The sequence below is a fragment of the Fodinibius sp. GM108 genome (genome assembly GCF_058386985.1).
In genome coordinates, this window is record NZ_JBYEIR010000007.1 from 245,332 (window position 1) to 257,341 (window position 12,010).

Sequence of the window (12,010 nt, forward strand, 5' to 3'; positions counted from 1 at the left end):
TTTTGGAAAGATTATAACTTCCCCTCTCAATTAGTTAAAAGTCTCTGGAGAGTTTATCAATAAAAATTTTTAGGGATGCGAATATGTAAATAGTGTACGGTTTTTCTTTTGAGTATCTTATCTGAAACCTGCTATCCTATCTGGGAGTCAGTAATATTTTGGCTAATAATCCATGAACAATTTCGTTATTTAAAAAAGCTCTACTCATCATGAGGGACTTAGAATGGTTAAAAAAATTAATGTACTTATTACTGATGATCACCTATTGATTCGGCAGGTTATCAGGAAGATGATTAATCATCAATTCGATATGCGGGTTATAGCGGAAGCCACCAATGGCATTGAAGCTGTTGAACTAGCAAGAAAGACTACACCCGATGTAATTCTGATGGATATTAATATGCCCAAGATGGATGGGATTGAAGCCACAAAAAAGATTACAGCTGACAAAAATCATGTACGGATTATTGGCTTATCGCTGCACGATGATATTAGCGTCAGGGAAAGCATGATGAAAGCCGGTGCTGTCGCATACCTTACTAAATCAGATGATCTGAAAAAGATATGCGAAACCATTCGAAGTTATGCTCAAGTGAAGGAATAATTCGTATCGAAAACTCTTCTAATTGATAGCCTAAGAACTTCTAAAGCCAAAAATTATGACATTAAATAAATATACGTGCTTTGGAAGTGGTAAACTATGAAAATTCACCATTTCAACCACTTTAGTGAGAGTCCTATTCCTATGCGAGTTTTCGATCCGGAGGATTATTCGATAAAGGATGTAAATTAGGCTATGGTTGTTCTGGATGGTTATTCAAGAGAAGAAATCTTATCGTTCACATATATTTGATCTTCATTCATCAGAGATGGTGCCGAAACTAAAAGAACAAGTGGTCCGGGCAGGGGATTCTCCATTACGATTACGAACTTTTCGTTATAGATATTACAAGTATATCCTATTTTCATTTATTGTGATTGCAGTGGTGTGGAGGTTTATTAAATATCAAAGTAGGAGGGAATCACTTTTTATCGAAAGTGCAGTGGGCAAACAAATGCCCTTACCTTTATTACTACCCTGGACAACAACAATTCAAAAAAGGAGAGAATATGTATACAAAACTAACACGGGATTTAACCAGCACACGAGTGAAAAGGTCGTGTATACACAAGACTTGGTTTTATGCAATAATGGCCATTGCCATCATCTTGACAAGTTGTGATTCTACGGGGACAGATGGTATATCTTCTGCGACAGATAACAACCAAACTCTTTCTCAGGTACAGTCAGTGGCTCCGACTGCCGCAAATGACGGTTTGACATTGCGAGATATTAGCGGAATTACGGCAACAAACTTTGTTACGGCAGGGACAGGAACAGCAAGTGAAGATGTAGAAACTATATCGATCGATGTACCTGCGGGTGCTACAATAGAAAAAGTATACTTGTACTGGGCCCGAAGAGGCTCTGAGAGTAGTCCATCTGAACCAAAAATTACTGTGGAAGGTACAGAGTATACAGGTTCCATCATTGGGGGACCTGTGGATATGATTTCTTCAAGCGAGGATTTAGCTCCTGTCTCATATCGTGTAGATCTGAGTGGTGAGGGCATTGTTGCCCCCGGCTCGAATAATATAGAGGTTCAGGATAATTTTGCTGATACCGAGTCTCTGGGAGCTTCATTATTGATATTTTATTCATTGAGTTCTGAAGAAAGCGAATTGGTACTTTACGACGGTGTTGATTTCTTATGGGCGGATGCTACAGCACCAACTTCTGATCAACAAAATGCTTTGAGAACTGCCGAGCCTATAACGTTCTCTTTCGATCCTGCCAGTACCAGTCGAACAGCACAACTTACGCTCTTTATAGGTGATGTTGAATTGGCAGATAGGACGGAGCGTCCCAATTCGTTGAAAATTACGATCGACGGGGTAACAACTACTTATGGGTCAGACGGGTCAAGTGGAGAACCGCTATTTCAATCATATCAAGGGGCTGAATGGGATAATTATAGACAATCTATAGAAATCCCGGCAGGCGTAACGGAAGTCACTGTTGAGCCTATTTCCGGTACAGGTACAAATCCTGCTTCGCTGGTCTGGTCACTGGCAGGCTTATCTGTACCTGTTGTGCAGCAAGAGGGCGGAGAGGGTTGTACTCCGGGATACTGGAAACAGCCGCATCATTTTGACTCCTGGACTACATACGCACCGGGAGATGATCTAAACGATCCTTTTGATGTACCGGCTTCACTAGATCTGGAACGCCCTGAACAAGGTAAGGCTATAGATATTACCCTTCTTGAAGGACTGGAACTGAGAGGTGGCAAGCTTAATGCACTCATCCGCCATGCCGTAGCTGCATTACTCAATGCATCTAATCCGGATGTCAGCTATGATCTATCTGTAGCTGAAGTTATTTCAAAGTTTAATGATGCCGTAGATGGTGGAGATATCAAAGCTGCAAAAAATGAATTCGAGAGCTTTAATGAGCAGGGCTGTCCGTTGGATTAGGGATAAATAATCACACGGTTAAAGTTGATTTCCAGAAAGATTGGCTTTTACTATCTATACCGAAAAGGGAGCACATTTATTTGTGCTCCCTTTTTGTATTTAACAAAACTTGCAAGCCACAGACCTACAAGAAGGATGGTGCCCTGGACTGGAGTCGAAAAGCGTAATGGGGTACTCTGATTATCGCTCTTCTAATACATAATACCCGTTTATGTAATGTAATGAGGATTTTTAAAATGGGTGAATTACGACTTTTGTTTTACCAATGTTTTACCAAACTTTCAATTGGTAAAATAAAATTTATTTTAGCCAAAGTTATCTGACCTAATTATGCCTGCAACATTTCATTACTATATAAGGGAAGAAAGACCCAATCATAAAGGAGAATGTCCTATATATCTTCGAATAACTTGTAATCGGAAGCTACAATACTACAATACTGGAATTAGAATTGATCCTTCTGATTGGCGGGACGATAAGGAGGAGGTCCGCCGATCTCACTCTATTTACAATAAGTTGAATGAGGAGTTGGATATTCTTCTAGAACAGGCTAAGGAAGCTGCCCGTATTTTGAGGCGTGAAAACAAAGAAAGTGCTACCGCAATTAAGGATCGAATTGTCGGTGCTTCAAAGAAGAACTTTTTTGTTATGGCTGATGAAGAACTTGAGGCACTTGAGAGGAATGATCAGTTCTATCTGAAAAAACAAACCAATGCTACTTTGTCAAAACTGAAAGAATTTAACGGATCAGAGGATCTGTTATTTACCGAGATCAACAGCGATTTTCTTTCGAGGTTCCAAGATTGGATGCAGCAAGAAAAGGGAAATAAAGGATCTACCATACGTAAAAATATGAGTGACATGCGACGGATCCTTGAGCGAGCCCGGGATGCAAACCTCATATTTAACGATCCCTTTGAAGATGTAAAACCGATAAAAAAAGGAGATCCAGCACCAAAAGTAAAGCTCACTCATAAGCAGATTAAAGATCTGGCTAATCTATCATTGCAGAAAGACACAATCGAGTGGAATGCGCGCAATGTATTTGTCTTAGCTTTTTATTTGAACGGTGTCCGGTTTGGTGACATGGCCAAATTGACGTGGGGTCAAATTGATAACGGGCGCCTGTCCTACCGGATGAGTAAAACGGGTTCAGTTATGTATTTTCCTATACCTGAACCAGGAAAAAGGATAATATCCTATTATAAAGACTCGGGTAAGACTGATAAAGATTACGTTTTTCCTTTTCTAGATGGATTATCCACGGAAGAGAGAAAAGATAAGTCTATTGTGGAAAATAAAGTCTCAAGCTCTCTAGTACTTGTAAATGAGGCAATAAAGGAGGTTGGAAAACAAGCGGAGATTAAAGAAAGCATTGCCGATCAAATTACCACCCATGTTGCCCGCCATAGTTTCGCTCAGTATTTGGTGAATAAAGGAGTTTCAATTTATGAAATTTCTCGTCAACTAAGACACTCAAAAGTTTCAACAACCGAAAATTATTTGGATAGACTAGGGCTACAAGCAAAGGATCAGACTATGGATAATCCATTTAGCTAATTGGGATAAAAAATGAATAATATGAAAAGTTATCCATTATTTAAGAATTTTTGGGATGGAACATAATTTATAGTTGCATCTGAGTGATATGATCCCTTATCTTTAAGTAATGCTTAAAAGCAGGATTCAGGGAATGATTAATATCCTGATTGACTAAAAAAGTTAGTCGGGTATTGCCAATCTCATTCTTTTGGTTAAAAAACCACAAGAATCTTGTAGCTAAGCAGTATGTGATGACTGTGAAAATCTCAGTCCTCAAAGGCACTCTCAAAAAGTGAGTGCCGACCACTTACTAATTATAATTCTAAGCGAGTTTCGCTTGGAGGGTGGTTCGAGGAATGAGGATAGCAGTTTTCACAATGCTCTTCTCTTTTACAATCCCTCATCCCCTTTCTTGCGAAGCTTACAGTCACACACATATTATGTCTCAAGATGACAGAGTTATTATTGTCACTCCGGCTGAATTCCGGAAACTTATAGAGGAGACAGTTGGTTCCCTTCTTGAGCGGCGCATCCCGAAAATAATACGTCGGGCTAATCGCAAAGAATACCTAACGACAGCTGAGTTCGAAGAGCTGACAGGCTGTTCCTCACGCAAACAACATTATCTGCGGAAGGAGAAAAAGATACCTTACTCCCAGGAAGGTAGGAAAATATTTTATCGCACCGAGGACGTGGAGAAATTCATGGAGGAGCGCCGCATTGAAGCCCGAGGTGAGGTATAGCGATGAGACGAGCCACACTAAAATACAAGGTAGCTGACAGTGTTGACAGGTTTGCAATCGATGCGTTTTCGTTTAGCCAGCTGGATCTTCCCAGCAAAAGTTACCTGCAAACCTACCGGATTGAAATCAACGGCATAATTTGGCACCTCAAGTTTGCTGAGCCTGTTAATGGGATCCGAAGTGGAAATGGATTGCTAGTCCCATCGGCGCTTGCCGGATATTTCGATCTCTCCCAGAGATCAAGAGCGACAATTTCGGTAAGCCAGGCTGATCAGGTCGATACTCTTCAATATGAAGTGATCGAAGACGATCCATCTGCTATACCAATTATGGAAGGTCTGGAGGTGCAACCTGGTGATATTGGTAGGCTTAAAGGTGAAACGATAAAAATTATTGAAGGTTCTGGATATATCACCAAGGAGACGCGATTAGAAAACGCGGAGCCGTCCAAAGATCACTCAAAGTCGAAGGTTCGCAGGCTGGGTCACCAGTCCTCCCAAAATGATGCAGACGGATATGACAGACTTGCGGGGAAGGATGATGTTATTGGAAAAATGAGAAACAAGGTCTTGTTGTCATTCAATAACCCTGATCAGGCAACAAAGCACCTCGGTAGCCCGCTCAATGGAGCCCTTATTTACGGCCCCGAAGGTGTGGGTAGATCAACAGTAGTTGAGGCCACTGCCGAAGAAGCCAATGCAACGATCTTACCTATACCGCCCACGGCAGCAGAAGATCCAACGAGCATCCGAGCCATTTACAAAAAGGCATCTTCACAGAAGGAGAGATCCGTTATTATCGTGGATCCCATCGAAGATATAATAGCAGCGGAAGATAAAGGGAATCCTGTTGTAGCCGTTCTGCAGGAGTGTTTAGATAACAGCCAAATGGACGAGCAGGTGATAACCATCGCTGTGGCCAGGAAACCAGACAAGCTTCCACGAAGTCTTTTGCGAGCCCGCCGCCTAGAACAAGTAATTGAGATGAGGCTCCCTGATCGCCAGCAGCGAGTGGAGCTTTTCAGGTTCTTTCTGAGGGGAGTAAAAGCTCATCCTGAGACAGATTGCGAGGTGTTAGCAGATCAAACGGAAACCTTCTCGGGAGCAGATATCCAAAAACTTGTCAGAGAGGCCGCACTGCGCGCAATGGTAGAGACCAAGACCGGCGGAGAGGGAGAAATTACTACTGAAAACATCCTCGAAGTTATTAATGCACGGGGCTTTCCTTGAGAGGTGAGCCCGCGTTCTCAGAAGTAGCTTAAAACACAAAATATTTCAAACTTTAAATTAAGTTATTATGAAATCAATAAAATTTTATCAACGATACATCCAAGAAATCACAGCAGAACAATCAATTGAGGGAAACTTTCCTCTTGAAGGTTCCTCACCGTTTGGAAAGGGGGAAATTCAAATCAGGGAAGATGGCTCGTTCAAATGCCAGCCCACCGGGGCAAAAGGTGGCAGGGAAGATTTCCTGCGCCAGCTCTATTCTCTGCTTACCGAGGCGGGAATCCAACGGGCCATCAATGCCGAATCCCACGACGATGAACAGCTCAGGAGACATATTTGTGAAAGTCGTCTGTCAGCGTTTCGGGAAGATCCCGAGCGATTGAAAGAGCTGGAGGCTATTAGCGGACTATCTCCCTCCATAGTCCAAGACTACCCGTTATGGCTGGACCAAGACGGCCGGACTTTACATTATCAGTGGCGAAGTGAGATTGGTCATCCTGTAAGCAGGTTTTCTTGGCAACATGGGCATCCCGGGGAAACCATCATCGGGGTGCCTCGCGTTGAGGAATACCCGGACGCCCCGAGAATCTGGTTCGTGGAAAATCCTCTTCAGGCTGTAACTTTGCAATATATCGTGGAAGAGCCGGTATATATTCGGCCTCATGACAGTGGGGTGGACTGGATCAACTACGAGCGACTTCTCCAGGATAAGACCGCTGTACTGCTTATTGGCGATGAGCGGGGCGAATGGGAATATTCATTTCACCCGTTTATTAAATGTCTTCAGGACATTGATACTCAGGTGAAAAGCATTCATACGATGCCATTAACTAGTGGCAAGTTATTTACAAAGTGGCTTTTAGGTAAGTCTGAACACAAGGACGCTTTGTTGGAAGCTGTTGAGCGAGAAAGTGCCAACCAAACGGTGGCCTATGACAAAGCCACGTACCAATCATTTATCAGCGGGGATAAAAGTGAATCCTTGTACTTTCCCCAAGATCACAAAGGTGGAATGTACTGGTACGGAACAGCTGAAGGAAAATTTGTCCATTCCCATCCATTCAATATTCTAGAGGTGCAGGAGGTAAAAGATATCTATAACATCGATGCCTCGATCCACGAGGATCCAGGGATTCGCCTAACGAAATCCGATGTCTTTAATATCGACCGCTCCTCGCGGCAACTGACGCCAAAAAATGCCTTCAACAGCCTGAAGTCCCTTATTCTGGATCATATTCACCTGGAACACCCGCAAACGGCCTCCCTCATCGGCCTGTGGATTATGGGAGGATACGTCTATAAGCTATTTAATGCCTATGGCTATCTCCACCTGCACGGGAGCAAGGGTACAGGGAAAACGACATTCCTTGAACTGATCACCAAGTGCGGGTTTAATGGGTTGTTGGAATCTCAAGCCACACGTGCCAGTGTTATTCAGCAGGTACATAAACTGGGATGCACTTTGGGTCTTGACGAGTTTGAATCCCATTCGAAGGGAACAGGAACGGAATATACTCACATGATAAACGTCGGATACAAGGAGGGCGGGAGCTACCGGAAGATGACGGGGAAAAATTCGACGACATATAATCTGTATTCTCCCAAAGCCTTAGCCAGCATTGATCCTATTCAAGCCCCGGCGCTTAGCTCACGTGTTATTCCCATTACTATGAGGCAGACACCAAATCAAAAAAGCCTTAATCTTTGGGAGCCGGATACTCCAGAGGTTCAAAATCGGATTGAACTCATCCGGCGGGGTTGCTACGCCCTCGGATTATACCATCACAAAGCAATACAGAAGTATTACAGGCGCATTCCTTCTCCTATTGACTTACCATCCGGCGGGGTCTTGAGCGGAAGAAAGCGCCAGCTGATGGCACCTCTGCTTTCTTTGGCAAGACTCGTAGATATCAACGGTCCTCAGCGGGCGGAAGACCAGTTGCTAGAGGCGGCTGAGCTTGCCTGGTATCCTAATTTGAAAGAAAAACAGAGGCGGGAAAAAATGCTGGCCACCTTGCTTGAGCAGTGGAGCAGTGATCCGGAATTTGACGCCTATGATGTCAAAGATGGATTTGTATGGATAGATAATAAACGTTGGATTGATACAGGTCTCGCAGCTCAAGCGGGAGGGAAGGATTCATTGTTGGTTTGGTTTGAGCAGTTCCCAGGGGTTAAAAAAGACCAAAAGCATATTCCCGGAATAGGGACCCGGGGATGTACGGCTTTTCCCGAAGATCTAAAAATTGCCGGAAAGGAGTTTAGGGAATGGTTTAGCTGATAATCACCCTCTGCAAGTTTCTGCGGTTGTTTCTAAAAATATAAATCGTCTAAACAAAATTACTCTAAAAGGGTAAATAGGCCGGATCAGCAAAGGAGAGATCCAATTGCCGATTTGGCCTTTTTAATTTAGGAGGTTTATAAATTTATTTTCTCCTCAAATCCTTACCTGTGGCTTGTGAGAGGCGATATTGAAATAAATTTTAAAAAGATGAGTATTTAGAAGATTTAGAGTTGAAATCTCCGATTATCTGAAATAGATTAATACAGAGTAAGGATGAGTTAAGTTCATCCATACCACAATTTGAAAACAGAAAACCTTACAAGAGACAACAAGCTTAGAAAATAAAGAGAATAATTAGAATAATTAGAATGGAAAAATTTGAATTTACCGCCGACCCTAACAGGTATGACCACAAGCCAACCAGCGCTGAGGCGGCTCATATTAATAACAGCCTGCGACGTGCCAATGTGAGCAGCATAAAAGATTTTATTGAAGGCATAGAACAAGGTATATCGTGAAGTCCCTCGGTTTTTGACGGTCAACGATCCAATCAGAATTGGGTTGGATCCTGTATAGTTGCATTAGATTTTGACGGAGGAATTTCCCCGTCTGAAGCTATAGAGCGAATACAGACCTACGATATCGTCCCCAATGCATTTTACCCTACCTACGGCGACAGCCCCGAAAAGCGAAAATTCCGTCTCATATTCTTTTTAGATACCCTCATCACGAATCGGAAAGCACGTAACTATCTCATGGATGGGCTGTTCGCGCTGTACCCGGAAGCTGATAAAGCTTGTCGGGATGAAGCGCATTTCTTTTATGGTACCAATAAGAAGGGGGAGGTGCTCAACTCAAAAGCCATTTCCTTAGATGTGCTGTTTTCGGTGTTGGAATCCGACAAAATTAAGAAAGGCGGACGCATGTATAAAATTAAAGCCGATGAGGAAGGTTCACGCTTTATCCGAGGTATTTGCGGAGAGCAGTCGCCTTATACTAATAATATAGGAGAACTGGAGAGCTCAATGAGTCTGGAGGAGAAAAGGCAGGCCATTGAAGCTCTTCGCGCCAACCGTAATAACAAAACCGTAGACTGGGATAAGCTGGAACAACGCGTACAAATTTTTTATGACTTCATGAACAGCGATCAGCGCCTGAAGTATGAGCAGCTTTTAGGCCTTGCTCAAAATCTCGTTTGAATGAAGGGGGGAAAGCGCATCTACGAAGAGCGTCTTCGGGAATTCAATGCCAACCATAAAGGAGATAATCCTTATCCGCATGACGGGCGCTTTGAATTAATACGGTCATTGCAAAAATACAACCGGACCGTGGAAGGAGCCTATTTCCCGCAGCGGCTGGAGAATTTTTCCCCCTACCGCGAAGACCATAAGTACCGAAATTTAATTCAGGCTGAACGGGATATGATCTCCGGCATCGAGCAGACTGAGCCGATAAGCAAGATTTCATTGGATAAAGCAGAACAGCTGCTGCAATATAAGCTTGACCGGGCATTGGATAGCCTGGATGACAAAATCTATATTTTCCGTTTGGTGACGGGAATCGGCAAGTCGTGGCGGGTTAAGGACCTTGACGATGTTACGCTGGCCTTTCCCACCAATGACTTGAAAAAAGAGATGTATGAGAGCAGGAAACAGCCCAATACGGCCGTAATGACACCCGAGCTTCCCACCTTTGGCCATGAACTGCTGAATCAAAAACTGGACCGGCTGTATGCTACCGGACTCGGCAAGCAGGCTCACCGGCTGCTGTGAGACCTGAAGAATGGTCATGTTGGCTACCCCAAAGACCAGCAGTTGGCTGCAAATTATCTGGATGCCAACAAAGCCGCTAAAAATTCCATCCAAACTGTTTTTACTACTCACGAGCGAGGCCTTCATACCTCGTATGGGGCTGATACTATCGTGTTTGATGAGGATCCGATCGAGCTGTTACTTAACGTGGATACGTTGAAGATTGCCGACCTGAAGAAAATCGAGAAGAAAGCCAATATGTTTGGCAACAAACATCTGGATATCCTAGACCTGCAGCGATACTTGGAGGAGGTGCAAGAGGATCACATCCTGGAGCTGCCCGGTAAGTTCGAGGTCGACTTAAGCAAGCATTGGGCATCGGTGATAAACGCGCGTGGTATTGACAGCAATATCATGGAATTTTTGGACTGCGAGTATTTCTATAAGGACCCCAATGACCGCGACAAAATTCACTTCGTGAACCGGCATAGCTTGCCCGAGGACAAAAAGATTATCATAATGAGTGCGACGGTGCCCATCTTTATCTATAAGAAGCTCTACGGGGAACGTGTAGAAGTCATCGATATCAGCGATGTCCAGCATAAGGGGCAAATCATGCTTCATCACGAATATTCCTACAGTCGTAATTCTCTGGCCAGCCGCCTGGAGGAGGCCAACGAAAAAACACGAGATCGCCCCACGATAACCTTTAAGAGTTTCAACGATAGTATTGAAAGCGCTTCTCCCACAATGTGATTTCAGAATTGCTCGGGATATAATGGCTATACGGGCGTCGACCTGAATGTGTTAGGCACGCCTCACAAACATAACAGCCAGTATATATTAATAGGGAAGGCACTTGGCGCAAATGTAGACCAGTTCAACAGGGAATTCAGCATGCGGACCGTGAGGCGAGGAGGATTTACCTTCTCGTTTAATACTTTTGCCAACAAAGATCTCCGGGAGATTCAACTCAGCCTGATCGAAAGCGAGCTAATACAAGCTGCCGGACGGGCGCGGGCTCTTCGCACAGATTCCAAGGTAGACATCTATTCCAACCTGCCACTAAGAATCGCGACAGATTTTAAGCCCTCAATCCGGCGGACATATCCGGTGGAAAGCGAAGCGAGCTAAAAAATATTCCAAGATTATATAATGAGCTACGAAATAAGAACAGCCTCACAGGCTATAAACCTTAATTAAATAAATAAAATACAAGATATATAACTATGAAAGATAAAAAGATCGATTATCCGGATGAGCGTAAGCCACGGAAAACAGAATACAGTAAAACTTATAAACTAATAGATCGCTACGGCCTTGATACCATCAAAGAGATTTGAATGGAGAAAGGCATGTATAGGGCGGCCAAAGAGCTGGAAGCAAGTCCCTACGTCATTCGATATGTGGCTAAAAAATACGGATGACAACGACCGGCCGAGAAAGCCCCGGTTATTTTAAAAGGAGTCAAGAATGGGAATTTAGATCCCGACCAGTACAAAACACTGGATTTTTCAAACGTAAACATAAATCAAACAAATGAGGAAGATAAAAATGAATAATAAAACTGAAATAGAACAATATACCGAGAAGCTATTTTTAGCATGAATTCCACAATACGATGGTAGCTTTACCTACTGCAATGAAGTCCGCCAGTGAATGGCATACGATGATAAAATGGCCAATGCCGGCTCCCTTGCGAAGCTCAAGCAGGTTATCCGTCAACACCGTGATTTTGAAGAGCGGCACGTACGGAAAGTGGACGCCGCCTTCGAGCATTTCATGAAGAGACTGGCTTTATATTGGCTTCTGACGTTGAAAATAGTGCTGAAGATTCCTTAGTAGGTAAGCTCCTCCACATAACCTGTGGAAGCAACTTTACTAATCCTTTTATACCCTGAGATTACCATCTCGGGGTATTGCTGTATAATAGGAGGGGGGGTAGGT

General features: G+C 43.4%; 13 protein-coding genes. 12 read left to right on the forward strand and 1 reads right to left on the reverse strand.

Going from position 1 to position 12,010, the window contains the following annotated elements:
* The first annotated feature begins 223 nt into the window (after positions 1-223).
* Positions 224-604 (forward strand): response regulator, encoded by a 381-nt coding sequence (locus ACT3ID_RS14420; RefSeq protein WP_491542754.1) that lies wholly within the window; start codon positions 224-226, stop codon positions 602-604.
* A gap of 209 nt (positions 605-813) precedes the next feature.
* On the opposite strand, the gene ACT3ID_RS14425 is transcribed toward ACT3ID_RS14420, so the two are convergent.
* Complete coding sequence (locus ACT3ID_RS14425; RefSeq protein WP_491542755.1) at positions 814-969, reverse strand: hypothetical protein; 156 nt, start codon at positions 967-969, stop codon at positions 814-816.
* 141 nt (positions 970-1,110) lie between these two features.
* Here ACT3ID_RS14425 and ACT3ID_RS14430 point away from each other — a divergent pair, with 141 nt between their 5' ends.
* The 11 genes from ACT3ID_RS14430 (at position 1,111) to ACT3ID_RS14480 (ending at position 11,905) form a co-directional block, all read left to right on the forward strand.
* Positions 1,111-2,517: a hypothetical protein gene (locus tag ACT3ID_RS14430; RefSeq protein ID WP_491542756.1), complete on the forward strand. Its 1,407-nt coding sequence runs from the start codon at positions 1,111-1,113 to the stop codon at positions 2,515-2,517.
* 330 nt (positions 2,518-2,847) lie between these two features.
* On the forward strand, positions 2,848-4,077 hold the full coding sequence (locus tag ACT3ID_RS14435; RefSeq protein WP_491542757.1) for a tyrosine-type recombinase/integrase: 1,230 nt from the start codon (positions 2,848-2,850) through the stop codon (positions 4,075-4,077).
* Positions 4,078-4,499: 422 nt separating this feature from the next.
* Positions 4,500-4,802, forward strand: coding sequence for a helix-turn-helix domain-containing protein (locus tag ACT3ID_RS14440; protein ID WP_491542758.1), 303 nt, complete (start codon positions 4,500-4,502; stop codon positions 4,800-4,802).
* 2 nt (positions 4,803-4,804) lie between these two features.
* Positions 4,805-6,031 (forward strand): AAA family ATPase, encoded by a 1,227-nt coding sequence (locus ACT3ID_RS14445; protein WP_491542759.1) that lies wholly within the window; start codon positions 4,805-4,807, stop codon positions 6,029-6,031.
* 67 nt (positions 6,032-6,098) lie between these two features.
* A complete protein-coding gene (locus ACT3ID_RS14450) occupies positions 6,099-8,309 on the forward strand; it encodes a hypothetical protein (protein ID WP_491542760.1) in 2,211 nt (736 codons plus the stop codon).
* Positions 8,310-8,680: 371 nt separating this feature from the next.
* Entirely contained in the window at positions 8,681-8,830 is a 150-nt protein-coding gene (locus ACT3ID_RS14455; RefSeq protein WP_491542761.1) for a hypothetical protein, read from the forward strand.
* A 237-nt stretch (positions 8,831-9,067) separates the two neighbouring features.
* On the forward strand, positions 9,068-9,511 hold the full coding sequence (locus ACT3ID_RS14460; RefSeq protein ID WP_491542762.1) for a hypothetical protein: 444 nt from the start codon (positions 9,068-9,070) through the stop codon (positions 9,509-9,511).
* The gene (locus ACT3ID_RS14465) at positions 9,512-10,084 is read left to right on the forward strand and encodes a hypothetical protein (protein ID WP_491542763.1); all 573 of its coding nucleotides are present in this window, start codon (positions 9,512-9,514) and stop codon (positions 10,082-10,084) included.
* A 42-nt stretch (positions 10,085-10,126) separates the two neighbouring features.
* Positions 10,127-10,819 carry a hypothetical protein gene (locus tag ACT3ID_RS14470; RefSeq protein ID WP_491542764.1) on the forward strand — a complete coding sequence of 231 codons (693 nt, stop codon included), beginning with the start codon at positions 10,127-10,129 and terminating at the stop codon, positions 10,817-10,819.
* Positions 10,820-10,960: 141 nt separating this feature from the next.
* Positions 10,961-11,197 (forward strand): hypothetical protein, encoded by a 237-nt coding sequence (locus ACT3ID_RS14475; protein ID WP_491542765.1) that lies wholly within the window; start codon positions 10,961-10,963, stop codon positions 11,195-11,197.
* 525 nt (positions 11,198-11,722) lie between these two features.
* On the forward strand, positions 11,723-11,905 hold the full coding sequence (locus tag ACT3ID_RS14480; RefSeq protein WP_491542766.1) for a hypothetical protein: 183 nt from the start codon (positions 11,723-11,725) through the stop codon (positions 11,903-11,905).
* The last annotated feature ends 105 nt before the right edge of the window (positions 11,906-12,010 follow it).